Source organism: bacterium (assembly GCA_024224155.1).
Lineage (GTDB): Bacteria > Acidobacteriota > Thermoanaerobaculia > Multivoradales > JAHEKO01 > CALZIK01.
In genome coordinates, this window is the sequence record JAAENP010000515.1 from 19,082 (window position 1) to 35,102 (window position 16,021).

Annotated in this window: 14 protein-coding genes; 13 read left to right on the top strand and 1 reads right to left on the bottom strand. The window is 62.7% G+C overall.

The features are described from left to right. Positions 1–183 precede the first annotated feature (183 nt). Positions 184–1,080: a HEAT repeat domain-containing protein gene (locus tag GY769_24130; GenBank protein ID MCP4205008.1), complete on the bottom strand. Its 897-nt coding sequence runs from the start codon at positions 1,078–1,080 to the stop codon at positions 184–186. Between the two features lie 160 nt (positions 1,081–1,240). Here GY769_24130 and GY769_24135 point away from each other — a divergent pair, with 160 nt between their 5' ends. From GY769_24135 to GY769_24195, 13 genes are all read left to right on the top strand, one after another. Next, positions 1,241–1,900 carry a cytochrome c3 family protein gene (locus tag GY769_24135; GenBank protein MCP4205009.1) on the top strand — a complete coding sequence of 220 codons (660 nt, stop codon included), beginning with the start codon at positions 1,241–1,243 and terminating at the stop codon, positions 1,898–1,900. 36 nt (positions 1,901–1,936) lie between these two features. After that, positions 1,937–4,984, top strand: coding sequence for a TAT-variant-translocated molybdopterin oxidoreductase (locus tag GY769_24140; GenBank protein MCP4205010.1), 3,048 nt, complete (start codon positions 1,937–1,939; stop codon positions 4,982–4,984). Continuing rightward, positions 4,981–6,366 carry a polysulfide reductase NrfD gene (gene nrfD / locus GY769_24145; GenBank protein ID MCP4205011.1) on the top strand — a complete coding sequence of 462 codons (1,386 nt, stop codon included), beginning with the start codon at positions 4,981–4,983 and terminating at the stop codon, positions 6,364–6,366. Before GY769_24140 ends, nrfD begins: the two co-directional genes overlap by 4 nt. Then, on the top strand, positions 6,363–6,905 hold the full coding sequence (locus tag GY769_24150; GenBank protein MCP4205012.1) for a DUF3341 domain-containing protein: 543 nt from the start codon (positions 6,363–6,365) through the stop codon (positions 6,903–6,905). Before nrfD ends, GY769_24150 begins: the two co-directional genes overlap by 4 nt. A gap of 58 nt (positions 6,906–6,963) precedes the next feature. Then, entirely contained in the window at positions 6,964–7,536 is a 573-nt protein-coding gene (locus GY769_24155) for a cytochrome c (GenBank protein MCP4205013.1), read from the top strand. Next, complete coding sequence (locus GY769_24160) at positions 7,529–8,722, top strand: hypothetical protein (protein MCP4205014.1); 1,194 nt, start codon at positions 7,529–7,531, stop codon at positions 8,720–8,722. Before GY769_24155 ends, GY769_24160 begins: the two co-directional genes overlap by 8 nt. Continuing rightward, positions 8,719–9,099: a hypothetical protein gene (locus GY769_24165; GenBank protein MCP4205015.1), complete on the top strand. Its 381-nt coding sequence runs from the start codon at positions 8,719–8,721 to the stop codon at positions 9,097–9,099. Before GY769_24160 ends, GY769_24165 begins: the two co-directional genes overlap by 4 nt. After that, positions 9,096–9,974 carry an SCO family protein gene (locus GY769_24170; GenBank protein MCP4205016.1) on the top strand — a complete coding sequence of 293 codons (879 nt, stop codon included), beginning with the start codon at positions 9,096–9,098 and terminating at the stop codon, positions 9,972–9,974. The genes GY769_24165 and GY769_24170 overlap by 4 nt, the downstream gene beginning before the upstream one ends. Further along, positions 9,975–10,967, top strand: a complete 993-nt coding sequence (gene coxB, locus GY769_24175) for a cytochrome c oxidase subunit II (protein ID MCP4205017.1) — start codon at positions 9,975–9,977, stop codon at positions 10,965–10,967. Beyond that, entirely contained in the window at positions 10,964–12,592 is a 1,629-nt protein-coding gene (gene ctaD / locus GY769_24180; protein ID MCP4205018.1) for a cytochrome c oxidase subunit I, read from the top strand. The genes coxB and ctaD overlap by 4 nt, the downstream gene beginning before the upstream one ends. A gap of 82 nt (positions 12,593–12,674) precedes the next feature. After that, positions 12,675–13,259, top strand: coding sequence for a cytochrome c oxidase subunit 3 family protein (locus tag GY769_24185; GenBank protein MCP4205019.1), 585 nt, complete (start codon positions 12,675–12,677; stop codon positions 13,257–13,259). Positions 13,260–13,309: 50 nt separating this feature from the next. Further along, positions 13,310–13,543 (top strand): hypothetical protein, encoded by a 234-nt coding sequence (locus GY769_24190; GenBank protein MCP4205020.1) that lies wholly within the window; start codon positions 13,310–13,312, stop codon positions 13,541–13,543. Between the two features lie 1,079 nt (positions 13,544–14,622). Then, the gene (locus GY769_24195) at positions 14,623–16,014 is read left to right on the top strand and encodes a sodium:proton antiporter (GenBank protein ID MCP4205021.1); all 1,392 of its coding nucleotides are present in this window, start codon (positions 14,623–14,625) and stop codon (positions 16,012–16,014) included. Positions 16,015–16,021: the final 7 nt, after the last annotated feature.

A 16,021-nucleotide genomic window follows, 5' to 3' on the forward strand; every position in this document is an offset into this window, starting at 1 on the left:
TGAACGCAAGTCTCCCCGAGCCAGTCGGCCGGTGCCACACCCTCAGGGGTGGGCTTCGCATTACTACCGGGCGGGATTCTTGCGGCCCCGCGACCCGGCTCGGATCCACGAATCGCGAGAACAGGGGCCAGACACCAACAACAGCGGCATGGTTGTTGGAGTGCAAGCGTCGGTTCCCTGTTGTTAGGTGCCTGTCCTCGTTCCCTGCTGCTCGACGTACTTGCGCGCGTCGATCGCGGCCTGACGGACGCGGTAGCTGGGGTCGCTCTCGGCCAGTTCCTCGAAGGTCCCGAGCGCGTTCGCTCCGTCGATGCGAGCGAGAGCGCCAAGCGCGCCGATCATGGTTTCTTCCTGCTGTTCCGGAGTGATCTCGGGCACTTTGCCGATGAGGTTACGATCGAGCATGCGGTGCAACACCGGCACCGCTTCGCGGCTGCCGAGACGACTCACGGCGAGCGCCGCGTTCCAACGCACGTCGGCGGTGCCGTCGTCCAGCATCGCCTCGAGTCGGGGAATCGCGGCCAGATCGCCCAGCTCGCCCAGCGCGTAGGCCGCCACCTTACGGATCCCGGCGTCGTCGGAGCCGAGCTCTTCGGTCAACGCCGGCACCGCGCTCGAATCTCCGATTCGCCCCAACGCCCACAAAAGATAGATCCGCGTCTGCGAATCGCCCTCCTGCTCCAGCGCGTCGGTCAGCACCGGCACGGCTTCCGGATCGTGGGTGTAGCCAAGGACCAGAGCGAGATAGCGCTTGATCTCCACATCCTCGGCTTCCAAAAAGAGCCGTCGAACTTCAGCCGCAGCCTCCGGCTGCTCGGCCAGGGCGTCGGGGTCGGCGATCAGGATCTTCGACAGTTCGTAGGCGGCCTGAGCCCGGCGAGGCCGCCACGACGAGCGCAAGTCGTTCAGATAATCATCCAGATCTTGGTGGTCGTAGGCGATCCAGCCGAAGCCGACGAAGACCCCAACGCAGATCAGAACCACGACCAGCGGAACGATGAAGAGCCCGAAGAACGCCCGCAGCGGGCTATTGGTGTCGGCTTCCTCGAGAGACGGCTTCGGCGTGGGTTCTTCGCTCATTGAACGCCGGAGTTTACCGCTTCAGAGAAAGAAATCCGAGGTTGACAGCGGCAGGTATCTGTATATCCTGTCGCGAACCTTGTGAAAGCTTTCACAAGCCCCGGCCGGGGTTGCCCGCCCGGCCCAGGCAAGTTAGTTTCAGGCTCGCTCCCGACAGCTCATGGCTCAGATCTTCCATCGCAGCACGAATACGCTCTCGAAGGTAACGATCTTCGGAGCCGTTTTCTTCGTCGGAGCGCTCGGTTGGGTGTTTGCGGAGCTGGATCGGTCGTCCTACAGCACCGGCCAGGGCGTCGTCATCAAGCAGCCGATTCCGTTCAGCCACGACCACCACACCGCGGCGCTGGGCATCGATTGCCGCTACTGCCACACCTCGGCCGAAGAAGCTGCCAGCGCGGGCATCCCCCCCACGGCCACGTGCATGAACTGCCACAAGCAGATCTGGGCCGACAGTCCGATGCTCGAGCCGGTTCGCCGGAGCTACCGCGACGACGAACCCATTCGGTGGGAACGAATCCACGACCTGGCCGACTTCGTTTACTTCGATCATTCGATTCACTCGGCGAAGGGAATCGGCTGTGCCTCCTGTCACGGCCGTGTTGACGAAATGCCCCTCATCTACCAGGCCTCGTCTCTGCAAATGGAGTGGTGCCTGGAGTGCCATCGCAACCCAGAGCGATTCGTTCGGCCGCGATCGGAAATAGTCAATATGGCCTGGAAAGCGCCGGGTGGTGGAAAGGGCCAGGAACAGCTCGGGAAGCAGCTTGTGACCGAGTACCGCATCCAAAGCAAAACCAACTGTTCCGTCTGTCACCGATAGGACATCGTGAGCGAACCGAAGAACACCGCCAAATTCATGGAGCTGCGCAAGCGCCTCGAGCGTTCGCACGGCAAAAACTTCTGGCGCAGCCTGGAAGAGCTCTCCGGGGATCCGGCGTTCGAAGAGCTGATTCACCGCGAGTTCCCGGCATTCTCGGCTGAATGGCCCGAGGGCGTCAGCCGACGCCGCTTCCTGCAACTGGCCGGAGCGTCTCTGGCTCTGGGCGGCCTGACCGCGTGCACGAACCAGCCACCAGAGAAGATCGTACCGTTCGTGGACCAGCCTGAGAACTTGGTCCCGGGCCAGCCGCTCTTCTTCGCTACATCGCTCGACCTGGACGGTTTCGCCCAGCCAGTCATGGCCGAAAGCCACGTCGGCCGGCCCACGAAGATCGAAGGCAATCCCGAGCACCCGGCAAGCCTGGGCGCGTCCGACCTTTTTCCCCAGGCTGCGATTCTAGGTTTGTACGATCCCGATCGCTCGCAAGTCGTCAAGCAACTCGGCCGGATATCCTCCTGGGCCTCTTTTCTAAGAGAGGCTCAAAGCACACTCTCGGCGCTGTCAGCGTTCGGCGATCTGAAGCTCCGGATCCTGACCGAGCCGGTTTCCTCTCCAACGCTTCGACGCCAAATCGATGGGCTTTTGTCAGCGCATCCCGCCGCTCGCTGGCATCAGTATTCGCCGGTTAGTCAAGAAGCCGTCTATGCCGGCTCCAAGATCGCCTTCGGCCGCGAGCTCCAGCCTCGCTATCGGTTCGACCGGGCGCAGGTCGTGATAGCGCTCGATTCCGATTTCCTCACCCAGGGTCCGGGCAGCGTGCGCTACGCCCGCGACTTCATGGCCGCTCGCCGAGTGCACTCGGCCCAGGATGCAGAAGGCCCGCGCCCGATGAACCGGCTCTACGCGCTCGAATCGAGCATCAGTGCCACCGGCGCCAAGGCCGATCACCGGCTTCCGATTCCGGCGGCCGATTTCGAGACCGCGGTGCTCGCCCTGGCTCACCTGCTCGGTGTGCCCGCTGTTGCCGATATTCCCGCTGCCAGCGGTCTCGGAGAGGCGGAAGCCGCGTGGCTCGAGGCGGCAGCGGAAGACCTGAAACGCCATAGCGAGCTCTCGCTCGTCGTCGCGGGCGACCACTGTTCCGCGGCGGTCCACGCCTTGGCTCACGCTATCAACGCTCATCTGGGCAACCTCGGCCGAACTGCCGAGCTTCACCAGCCGAATTTCGAGATCGACGGCCTCGGTGTGGATTCCCTGAGGGAGTTGACGAGCTCTATGCAGGCCGGTGAGGTCGACGTCCTGATCTTGGCCGGAGGCAATCCTGTGTTTGACGCGCCCGCCGACCTGGATTTCGCCGCGGCTCTGCTCAAGGTGCCGAACCGCTACCGCTTCGGCCTCTACGAGGACGAGACTTCCGCCTACTGTCAGTGGCACATACCCCAAGCCCACGATCTGGAAACCTGGGGCGACGGTCTCAGCTACGACGGCACGATTACTCTTCGCCAACCCCTGATCGAGCCGCTCTACGACGGCAAATCCGCGCTCGAGTTCTTCGCGGCGATGTCGGAGGACGGACAAAAGACGTCGCGCGAGATCCTCGAGGCCTCGTGGTCCGAAGCCTGGGGAGGGGATTCGGAATCCACCGAGGAAGCCGTAAGCTTCGAGGCGCGCTTTCGCCGTGCCATCCACGACGGTTTCCTGGTCGATTCGGCGCCCGCGGCCGAAAGTGCCGTTCTCGATCCGGCCGCGGTATCCAAGGCCGCTTCCGGGATCGCCAACAGCGTCACCGGCGAAAGCGCGGTCGTTTTCCGACCCGATCCGACAATCTACGACGGCCGCTTCGCCAACAACGGCTGGCTCCAGGAATGCCCGAAACCGCTCACCAAGCTCACCTGGGACAACGCTGCCATTGTCGGTCCGGGAATGGCCGCACGCCTCGGCGTCAAGAACGAGGACAAGGTCGCGGTTGCCGCCGACGGCCGGGAAATCGAGCTGCCTGTTTGGATCCAGCCTGGACAGCCCGATCGCACCGTGACAGTTCACCTCGGCTACGGGCGAACGGCCGCCGGCCGGGTTGGCAACGGAAACGGCGCCGACGCCTATCGGCTGCGCTCTTCGTCCCACCCCTGGATCGCTCCCGGGGTCAGTGTGCAGAAGCGTGAGGGATCGATCCCGCTTGCGAGCACGCAGCTCCACAGCAATATCGAGCTCGAAGGCAAAGAAGCCGAGAAACGGCACCTGGTTCGAACGGCTTCCGTGGAGCACTTCCGCCAAGACCCTGAGTTCGCGAAGCACCTCGGGCACTCGAGCGAAGAGGACCTGAGCCTCTATCCCCCGGTCGAGTACAACGGTTACGCCTGGGGACTGTCGATCGACCTGACCAGCTGCACCGGCTGCAACGCTTGCGTGATCGCCTGTCAATCGGAGAACAACATTCCTGTGGTGGGCAAGGAGCAGGTCGCCCGCGGCCGGGAAATGCACTGGATCCGTGTCGACCGCTATTTCGAAGGCAGCCTCGACAACCCGAAGGTGTATCACCAGCCGGTGATGTGCATGCACTGCGAGCAGGCGCCATGCGAAGTGGTCTGCCCGGTGGCGGCGACCACGCACAGCTCTGAAGGTCTCAACGAGATGACCTACAACCGCTGCGTCGGCACCCGCTACTGCTCGAACAACTGCCCCTACAAAGTACGGCGCTTCAATTTTCTTCTCTACCAGGACTTCGAGACGCCGGTGGCGAAGCTGATGCGCAACCCGGACGTCACCGTGCGCTCACGGGGCGTCATGGAGAAGTGCACCTACTGCGTGCAGCGCATCAACCAGGCGCGGATCACCAGCGAGCGCGAAGGTCGCCAGTTCCGAGACGGCGAGATCGTGACCGCCTGTCAGCAGGCTTGTCCCACTGAGTCGATTGTCTTCGGAAACATCAATGACGCCGAGTCCAAAGTCGCCGAACGCAAGGCGTCACCTCTCGACTACGGAATCCTCGAAGAGTTGAGCACGCGGCCGCGGACCACCTACATGGCCGAGCTGCGCAACCCCAACCCCGCGCTCGACGACGAGCCGGAAGCGCATCACGGATGAGCGAGAAGCGCACGAACGTCTCCACCGAGATCCTGACGAAGCCGCCGGTGGTCGGTCCCGGACACACTGCAGGGTCGGTTACCGACAAGATCAGCGAGGTCGTCCTTGCCAAGACGCCCAAATGGTGGTTCCCCGCCTTCGGGGGCGCCTTCCTGCTGATGAACCTGCTGCTGCTGGCCCTGGCCAAGTTGTTCTTCACGGGCACCGGCATCTGGGGCCTGAACATTCCCGTCGGTTGGGGATTCGCAATCATCAACTTCGTCTGGTGGATCGGTATCGGCCACGCAGGCACTCTGATCTCGGCCATTTTGCTACTACTCAGGCAGCCGTGGCGCACCTCGATCAACCGGTTCGCCGAGGCGATGACGCTTTTCGCCGTCGCCTGCGCCGGGATCTTTCCGCTGATTCATGTCGGTCGCCCGTGGCTCGCCTACTGGTTGCTGCCCTATCCCAACACCATGCAGCTGTGGCCGCAGTTTCGCAGCCCTCTACTTTGGGACGTATTCGCGGTTTCGACCTACGCGACGGCCTCGCTACTGTTCTGGTACGTCGGTCTGATCCCGGACATGGCGACGCTTCGCGACCGCACCACGAAGCGCTTCAAGCAGATCGTCTACGGTTTCCTGGCGATGGGCTGGCGCGGCTCCGCCACGCATTGGCACAACTACGAAACCGCATATCTGCTGCTGGCCGGTCTGGCCACTCCGTTGGTGGTCTCGGTGCACACGATCGTCAGCCTCGACTTCGCCGTCGGTCAGATTCCCGGCTGGCACGCGACCATCTTCCCGCCGTATTTCGTGGCGGGCGCGATCTTCGCCGGCTTTGCCATGGTGCTGACACTCTCGGTACCGCTGCGCAAGGTCTTCAACCTCGAAGACTTCATCACCCAACGCCACATCCAGAATATGGCCAAGGTCATGTTGGCGACCGGGCTGATCGTGGCCTACGGCTACATGGTCGAGATCTTCATGGCCTTCTACAGCGGCAACCAGTACGAAGAGTTCATGCTCCTCAACCGGATCCAGGGGCCCTACCGGGTGCAGTGGCACCTGCTGCTCTTGTGCAATGTGTTGGCTCCGCAAATGATCTGGATCAGCAAGGTCCGTCGCACTCCCTGGATGGTCTGGGTGGTCGCGATGTTCGTCAACGTCGGCATGTGGCTCGAGCGCTTCGTCATCGTCGTAACCAGCTTGCACCGCGACTTCCTGCCCTCTTCATGGGGAATGTTCCACGGGACTTTCTGGGACTGGGCGACTTTCATCGGCACGATCGGTCTATTCCTCTCGCTCCTGTTCCTGTTCCTGCGCTTCCTGCCGATGATCTCGATCTTCGAGATGCGCACCATCGTGCCCGAACCGGACGTCCATGAGGAGGAAGGATGAGCCTGGAACGCCAGCCGCTGTTCGGGCTCATGGCGGAGTTCGGAGGTCCGCGTCGCCTGATCCGCGCCATCGAGGCCGCCCGCGAAGCCGGCTACACGGAGTTGGAAGCCTACACGCCCTACCCCATCGAGGATGTCTGGGAGGCGCTCGGACAGCACAAGTCGAAACTGCCGGGGATCGTTCTCGCCGGCGGCATCCTGGGCGCGATTCTCGGATTCGGACTCCAGTACTGGGCTTCGGTGATCGCCTACCCACTCAACATAGGCGGCCGACCGCTCAACAGCTGGCCGGCTTTCATCCCGGTCACCTTCGAGACGACGATCCTGGTGGCCACCTTCTTCACCGTCCTGGGAATGTTCGCCCTCAACGGCCTACCGCAGCCGTACCACCCGGTCTTCAACGTCGAGCGCTTCGCGCTGGCTTCGCGAGACCGCTACTTCCTGTGCATAGCGGCGTGGGACCCGATCTTCGACCGCAAGGGAACCGCCGATTTCCTGAGAGCTCAACAACCCGCCGAGGTCTCCGAAGTTGCGTCTTAGCGAGGGGGCGGTCCTTTGTCTGATTGCCGTCGCCGGCGCCGGCGGCTGCCGTCAGGACATGCACGACCAGCCGGTGCTCGAGCCCAACGAGGCAAGCGACTTCTTTGCCGACGGCAGAGGAAACCGGATGCCGATCGAAGGTACTGTCGCCCGCGGCCAGCTCCGCGACAACGAGGCTTTCTACACCGGGCTTTCGGGCGACCAGTTTCTGGCCGAACTACCGGTGGCCAACACGCGCGGACTGCTCGAGCGCGGGCAGAACCGCTACGACATATTCTGCAGCCCCTGTCACAGCCGCATCGGTAACGGCCGGGGCATGATTGTCCGTCGCGGCTTCAAACAGCCGGCTTCCTTTCACGAGGCCCGCCTCCGCGACCAACCGGTGGGCTACTACTTCGACGTCATGAGCCGGGGCTTTGGCGAGATGTCGAGCTACGCCCCGCTGGTCAAGGCCGAGGATCGCTGGGCAATCGTCGCCTACATCCGCGCTCTTCAGCTGAGCCAAAACGTGGTGTTGGCCGATCTCGATGAGCCGAAGCGCAAGGCAATCGAAAGCGCGGTCGAGGCCCAGGCCACGCCAGCCGCCAACGAGGCCGGCGAGGTCAACGAGGAGACTGCCGCTCATGATTGACGCCGGGCGCTTCTCACCGCCTGCCGCTCTGGGCCGGCTCAACAAACGGGCTCTCCTGATCGGGGCCGTCGCGGCCCTAATCTCGGTGGCGGGCCTGTTTCTCGACCGGACCCAGTTCTTCCGGTCCTACCTGGTCGCCTGGCTTTTCTGGATGGGCATCGCAATGGGCGGCTTCGCCACCATGATGCTGCATCACATGTCATCGGGCGCCTGGGGGCTGATGATCCGGCGCATCTTCGAGGCCGCAGCGCGAACCCTGCCCGCCATCGTCGTTCTGTTCCTGCCGATTCTCTTCGGCATGGAAGAGCTGTTTCCTTGGGCTCGAGCGGAGGCCACCGACGACCCAGTGTTGCAGGTCAAGGCCTGGTACCTGAACTCACAGTTCTTCACTCTCCGGGCTTTTCTCTGCTTCGCGATCTGGGGAGGATTCATCTGGGCTCTTCTGCGCTTGTCGAAGCGGCAGGACGAAGCCGGCGATCCCCGACTGTTCCGCAAAATGCAGAGTTTCGCCGGTCCCGGTCTCGGCATCTACGGTCTCACCGCGACTTTCGCCTCGGTCGACTGGCTGATGTCGCTCGATCCGCACTGGTACTCGAGCCTCTTTGGCGTCTACTTCATCGGCGGGCAGGCGGTGGCGGCGATGGCGTTCGCGATTCTCATGGTGGCCTTCCTGGCCCGGCGCGAGCCGATGCAGGGCACCTTCCGCCCTCAGCACTATCACGACTACGGCAATCTGCTTTTCGCCTTCGTGCTGCTCTGGTCCTACTTTGGGCTGTCACAGTTCCTGATCATTTGGATGGGCAATCTCCCCGAGGAGACGGCCTGGTATCTCCATCGTCAGCAGCACGGATGGATCTGGGTCTCGCTGGCTCTGGTGATATTCCACTTCGCGGTTCCCTTCGCCCTGCTGCTCTCGCGAAAACGGAAGCGCAACATCCATGCGCTCGCCAAGGTCGCGATTCTGCTCCTGGTCATGCATTGGATCGACCTTTTCTGGCAGGCAGGACCGGCGTTCTCCGACCACCCGGGCTCCGGCTCCTCGGGATACCCGATCCCGCACTGGCTGGATCTCACTACCCTCGCGGCAGTCGGAGGTCTCTGGTTCGCGGCTTTCACCGCGCAGCTGAACAAGCACTCGCTCCTGCCGGTTGGTGAACCCCACCTCGAAGAGGCTCTCGAGGCATGAGCTCGCAATGGAACGAGCAGCTCGATCGCGAGCTCAGCCTGAAGGGCCTGATCATCTTTGCCGTCGGCCTGACCGTGGTCGTCGTCGCCATGGCCGCTCTCATGTGGGTCTTGGCCGGCACACTGAAGGGGCGGCTGGCGGATCAAGACCCGCCGCGGCCGAAACTACCCGCCGCTCGCACTCAGCCCTTGCCACCGGAGCCGCGTCTTCAGGCCGAGCCCGAGGAAGACCTGCGGCTCATGCGTGAAGAGGAAGAACACTTGCTTTCTACCTTTGACTGGGTCGATCAAGCTTCGGGCGTGGCGCGAGTGCCGGTTGCGACAGCGATCGACCTGCTGGCTGAAGAGTCGAGGCCGGGCTCGGAGGAGGCGCCGTGAGCGCGGGTAGAAAGGCGCTTCTATGGGCGTTCTTGGGTACTGTTCTTTGCGGTGCCGGAGTCGGCATTGGACCCGCTGAGGCGCAACCCACGGCGCCGCCCAAAGTCGGGCTTCCCGCCGGCCAGGTACCCGAACAGCTGCGCGGAATCGGGTTCGAGCAACGGCTCGGCGAACCGATTCCTCTGGATCTCGAGCTCGTGGATGCCGCGGGACGGACAATCCTACTGGGCGATCGCCTCAGCGAGCGCCCGGCATTGCTGGTTCCCGTTTACTACGACTGCCCGATGCTCTGCGGCCTGGTCCTCGAGGCCCTGTCCAAGAGTCTGAGGGTTCTGTCGCTGGAAGTCGGTCGCGATTTCGACGTCGTCGTCTTCTCGTTCGATTCCACCGAGGGCCACGAGCTGGCGGCAAAGACCCGCAAGCGGATTCTCCGGTACTTCGACTCGGAGGCCGGCTGGAGCTTCCTGGTCGGTTCGGACGAGTCCATCCGGCGACTCACCACCTCGATCGGCTATACCGCCAAGCGCGATCAAAAGAGCGGCGAAATGGCACACGCGGCCGGACTTTTCGTTCTGACACCCGAGGGCCGGATCGCCCGAGTTTTCTTCGGCATCGACTATCCACCGCGGGATCTTCGACTGGCTCTGGTCGAAGCCGGCGAAGGCACGATCGGCGGCTTTGTCGACCAGGTGCTCTTGTTCTGCTTTCGCTACGACCCGGCGACCGGGCGTTACAGCACGGCAATCCTGAGAATCGTTCGCGTCGGCGGAATGCTGACGGCCTTGGCCGTCGCTGCCTTCGTCTATCTCGCACGGCGTCGCGAGCGCGTCCACTCGCCGAACACAACCGCCGGCAGCGCCGAGGGAACCGCCTAAATGTCAGACAGGTTTCCACTCTTTCCCGAAAGCGCGACCAAGCTGGCGCGAGAGATCGACGCGCTCTACTTCACGGCACTGGGCATCACCGCGGTCTTCTCCCTCCTGATCGCGGTTTTGGTTCTCTATTTCGCGATCCGTTATCGGCGTCGAAGCGAGGACGAGGTCGGCAAGCCCGAAAAAGGCGGCCTGTGGCTCGAAATCGTGTGGTCCGCGATTCCGCTGGCAATCCTCATGGGTATGTTCGGCTGGGGCGCCAAGATCTTCTTCGAAGCCCGGAGACCTCCCTCCGACGCCGTCGCCTACTACGTGACCGCGAAGCAGTGGATGTGGAAGTTTCAGCATCCCGACGGCCGGCGTGAGATCAACGACCTGCACGTCCCGCTCGGCCAGACCATCAAGCTGGTCATGACTTCCGAGGACGCGATCCATTCATTCTTCGTTCCCGCCTTCCGGGTCAAGATGGACGTGCTTCCCGGTCGCTACACCACACTGTGGTTTCGGGCCGAAAAAGCCGGTACCTTCAGGCTCTTCTGCACCGAATACTGCGGAACAGAGCACTCCTTCATGCGCGGCTCGGTGGTCGTGATGGAGCCGCGGGACTATGAGGCCTGGCTGGGGAACCGGACCCTCGGCCCGCAGCGGGTCGCGACCGGCGAAGAGCTCTTCGCGCAACTCGCCTGCGACACCTGTCACCGCAGCAACAGCGCGGCTCAAGCTCCAATTCTCGACGGTATCTTCGGCAAGGTGGAGAAGTTCGCCGACGGCTCTGAGGTTCTGATCGACGAAAACTACTTGCGTGAGTCGATTCTGAATCCCGGCGCCAAGCTCGTCGAGGGATACATGGCGATCATGCCTACCGCGCAGGGCCGGCTCTCCGAAGAAGAGCTCCTCCAACTCATTCGCTACTTGAAATCACTCGGCGAGGAAGCACCGGCTGAGCCCGAGACGGCGGGATCGTCAGAGGGACCGGCAGAGGAACAGGGATCATGAGCACACAGGTTGCCAAGGCCGATCGCCGGCGAACGCACTATCTCAACGCCGACTTCGGCGTGAAGTCCTGGCTGCTGACCAGAGATCACAAGCGGATCGCGCTTCTCTATCTCATCTCGGTCAGCCTGTTCTTCCTGCTCGGCGGGCTGATGGCCGTCTTCATCCGGCTGGAGCTCGTGACGCCAGCCGGCGACTTCGTCCAGGCCGGCACCTACAACCGCCTGTTCACCATGCACGGCATCCTGATGGTGTTCTTCTTCTTGATTCCGTCAGTGCCGGCGGTCCTGGGAAATTTTCTTATACCCCTCATGATCGGCGCCAAGGACCTGGCCTTCCCGAGGATCAATCTGGCGAGTTGGTACGTCTACACGATCGGCGGCCTATTCACGCTCTGGGCGGTCCTTCAGGGAGGCGTCGACACCGGCTGGACGTTCTACGTACCGTTTTCGACGACCTACTCCAATACCTATGTCATCGCCGTCGGGCTGGGGATCTTCATCACCGGCTTCTCGTCGATCATGACCGGGGTGAACTTCATCGTCACCATCCATCGCATGCGAGCCCCGGGGCTGACCTGGTTCAGGCTGCCGCTCTTTGTCTGGGCGCACTATGCCACCAGTCTGATCTTCATTCTCGGGACCCCGGTTCTGGCGATCACGATTCTGCTGCTGGCGGCCGAGCGCATGTTCCACATCGGGATCTTCGATCCCGCCCTGGGCGGCGACCCGGTTCTCTTCCAGCACCTGTTCTGGTTCTATTCGCACCCGGCGGTCTACATCATGATTCTGCCGACGATGGGAGTCATGTCGGAGCTCGTCACCGCGTTCGCCCGCAAACGGATCTTCGGCTACAAGGTCATGGCCTTCGCGTCGGTCGCGATCGCGATCCTGGGTTTCCTGGTCTGGGGCCACCACATGTACGTCTCCAGCCAGTCGCCTTACGCCGGAATGATCTTCTCGGTCCTGTCGATGCTGGTTGCGGTGCCGTCGGCGGTCAAGGTCTTCAACTGGACCGCGACGCTCTATGAAGGTTCCGTCTCCTGGGAGACGCCGATGCTCTATGCGCTGGGTTTCATCGGCCTGTTCACCATCGGTGGCCTGACCGGCGTCATGCTGGCCACCCTCGGAATCGACATCCACGTTCACGACACCTATTTCGTGGTCGCCCACTTCCACTACATCATGGTGGGCGGCGCGATCATGGGCTTTCTCGGCGGCCTCCACTTCTGGTGGCCCAAGATCACCGGCCGGCTCTACCCGATCTTCTGGTCCAAGTTCGGAGCCATCGTAATTTTCCTGGGCTTCAACCTGACCTTCTTTCCCCAGTTCCTGCTCGGGTACATGGGCATGCCCCGGCGCTACTACAGCTATCCGGACGACTTCCAGGTCTTGAACGTCATGTCCTCGGCCGGAGCCACCATCCTCGGCATCGGTTACCTGATCCCGGTGATCTATCTGATCTGGTCGATGCGTTACGGCAAGCGCGCGAGCGCGAATCCCTGGGGGGCCGTGGGCCTCGAGTGGGAAACCCACTCGCCGCCACCGACCTTCAATTTCGACGAGCCGCCGACGGTGGACCACGAGGCCTACGAGTACACCAAGAGAAAGGAATCTCGTGTCGAATAGCACGGCGTCGGAGGCGCACGTCCCAGGCCTGGCTCACCACTGGGATAGCCATTTACAGCAGCAGGAGGCCTCGTTCTTCGGAATGTGGGTCTTTCTGATCACCGAGATCATGTTTTTCGGTGGTCTTTTCACGGCCTACGTGGTCTACCGCACCGCGAATCAGGAAGCCTTCGCCCTGGCAAGCAGCGAGCTCTCGATCGAGTGGGGAGCGTTCAACACGGTCGTTCTCATCAGCTCCAGCCTCACCATGGTGCTGGCTGTTTGGTCGGCGGCCACGGCTCAACGCAAGGCGACCGTCGGGTTTATCTTCGGCACCATTGTCCTGGGTTCGGTGTTCCTGGGCGTCAAAGCCATCGAGTACAGCCACAAGTTTCACGAGCACCTGGTTCCGGGCCCGGGCTTCGATGCCTCGCACTTCCCGGAGGCGATGGCGAACTCGGCGCAGATGTTCTTCAACCTCTACTTCTTGATGACCGGCCTGCATGCACTGCACATGGTGATCGGAATCGGCCTTCTGATCTGGCTGATGGTCTTGGCCTGGAAGGGCAGGTTCACGCCCGAGAATCACAACTTCGTCGAAGGCATAGGCCTTTACTGGCATTTCGTCGATATCGTGTGGATCTTCCTCTTTCCCCTGCTCTATCTCCTGGGAAGGAACGCGGCGTGAGCGAACTCGTACCCGCGGTCAGAATCCACATCGCGGTCTTCCTCGCTCTGATGGTCGGAACCGCCCTGACCGTGGCCACCGCGTTTGCGGACCTCGGCGCCTTCAACGACGTCGTCGCCCTGACCATCGCAGTCGTCAAGACGACCCTGGTTGTGCTCTTCTTCATGCATGTCCGCAACAGTGCCCCGATGACCAAGCTGTCGATCATCGCCGGGTTCCTCTGGCTCGCCATCCTCATCGGCCTGACGCTCTCGGACTACTTCAGCCGCGGCTTCCTGGGCTAGACCTCGGGGCCACCATCATCGGGGACATCCTCATCGGGGACATCATTCCTTGGTGTCCCCTCCCGACTGGTTCTCGGAGCCAGTCAACCTTGTAGCGGTCGAGCCCCGCTTGCCCTGGAGCGAAGCGAAGGGTCTCGACCGTCCTATCGTCACCGACGACCCTTCGATCCCCACTACCGATTGAGGCCGCCGGTGCCGCCTCTCCGCGAGCGAAGAGAGGCTCGCTCCGAGGCGCACGCGGCCGGCCCCCAGCCGCGGCTCGCCGGAGTCCCTGTAGCGGTCGATCTCCGCTTGCCCTCGAGCGAAGCGAAGGGTGTCGACCGTCTTCTCTGCCGCAAACGGCAGCTCAGCCGACGGGCTCCGCGTTCTGGGGCATGGACGCCGCTCGGTGTCCACACCTCCGGCCAACGACGACGCCCGCGATGTGAAACTCAAGGAGCGCACCCTGACGAAACTCTCCAGCCAAAGGCCCACCTGGCTCGCTTCACCCGCAGGGAGCTCGACGAGGCGGTGTTCGCGGCCTACGGCTGGCCGCCGGACCTGACCGACGACGAGATCCTGCAAAGGCTCCTCGCTCTGAATCTCGAGCGTGCCGAGGAAGAACGGTCCGGCGCGAAGTAACTTGAGTCTCTCAGCAGACCACTCCACGTTCTCGGTGCTATCCGGAAGGATTCTTCGGCCATCTTCGACGGCCTCAGAATGACAGGGTGGGACTGATCTGCCGCGAGTCAGAAGCCGAACCTCCGAAGCAAACCGATGCGGCAGGCAGCCGGCCCAGGGGGCTCGCCGCAAGCGCCCGAGAGGCCGAAACGGACAGCGCTCTCGGCTTGCGCGTAGCGGCGCGCAGGCGAGGGCCCAACCGCCGCAGGCCTCCTAGCCCGAGCCGGCCCCTGGCCGGGTGCCTGCCGATCGGCGACGACCCGCGCTTGAAGGAGTGGCGCGTGGGTTCCGGAGCGAGCCTCTCCGCGCTCGCGAAGGGACCCACCGTCGCGACTCAATCGGCGCACCGACCTCAGAGCCGGTCGACACTCTTCGCTTCGCTCGAGGGCAAGCGGAGATCGACCGCTACAATTCCCGCCATGACGCTCTTCGAAATCTTCGCAACGCTCATCACCCTGGCCGCGATCTTCAGCTACCTGAACTTCCGATTCCTGAAGCTGCCGGCCACCATCGGCCTGATGGTCATGGCGCTGGTGACTTCGCTGATTCTCATCTGGGTCGGACACTACTCTCCACCGGTCTTCGAGGCCGCCCAGGGGCTATTGAACTCGATCGACTTCAATCAGACCCTCATGCACGGCATGCTCGGTTTCCTGCTGTTTGCCGGTGCGCTTCACGTCAATATGAGCGACCTCCGAGAACAGAAGTGGGTGATCGCGCTTCTGGCAACGGCGGGCATCTTGCTCTCCACTCTTCTTGCCGGCAGCCTGGCCTGGGTCGTCTTCAACCGAGTGCTCGACTTCGACGTCCCGTTCATCTACTGCCTGCTCCTGGGGGCCATCGTGTCGCCGACCGACCCGATCGCTGTCATGGGAATTCTAAAGACGCTCGGAGCGCCCAAGTCTCTCGAAACCAAGATCACCGGGGAGTCCCTGTTCAATGACGGGGTCGGCGTGGTGATCTTCCTGGCGATCGCCGGGGTGATCGGCTTCGGGCACGCCTCGGCTCAGGGGCACGAATCCGCAAACCAGCTCAACGCGCCGGCCGCCGTCGTGAGCCATGAGGCGGCCGAGACAGCGCATACAGCATCTGAAGCCGGCGAAGCCGGATCGGAAGTCTCGGTAGGTGACGTCGCCAAGCTCTTCGCGCTCGAAGCGGTCGGCGGAGCGCTCATCGGGTTGGTCCTCGGGTTCATGGCTTTTTATCTGCTGTACACCATCGACAATTACCACCTCGAGGTCTTGATCTCGCTCGCCCTGGTTGCCGGCGGTTACGCGCTTGCCAACCGGCTTCACCTGTCGGGCCCGATCGCCATGGTCATCGCGGCGCTCATCATTGGCAACCACGGCCGTGAGGTGGCGATGTCGGATTTGACACGCAGCAACCTGGACACATTCTGGGAGCTGATCGACGAGATTCTGAACGCCATTCTCTTCCTGTTGATCGGTCTCGAAGTGCTGGTGCTGCGCTTCAACCGGGAGTTCCTGCTCGCAGGCCTGCTGATGATCCCGGCGCTCCTGGCGGTGCGTTTCGTCTCGGTCGGAATCCCGATCACCCTTAGGAGGCGCTTCAGGGGCTTCACGCCCCATGCGGTGAAGATCCTCACCTGGGGCGGACTGCGCGGTGGAATCTCGGTTGCGCTGGCGCTATCGATACCTAGAACGCTCCACGGAGAGCCGGTTGCCTATCGTGAAGTCATCCTTGCCGTGACCTATTCGATCGTCGTCTTCTCGATCATCGTCCAGGGGCTCACGGTCGGCCCCCTCGTTCGACGTTGCCTGGGCGATCCGACAGCCGAGCCGGCAGCCTGACACCCCG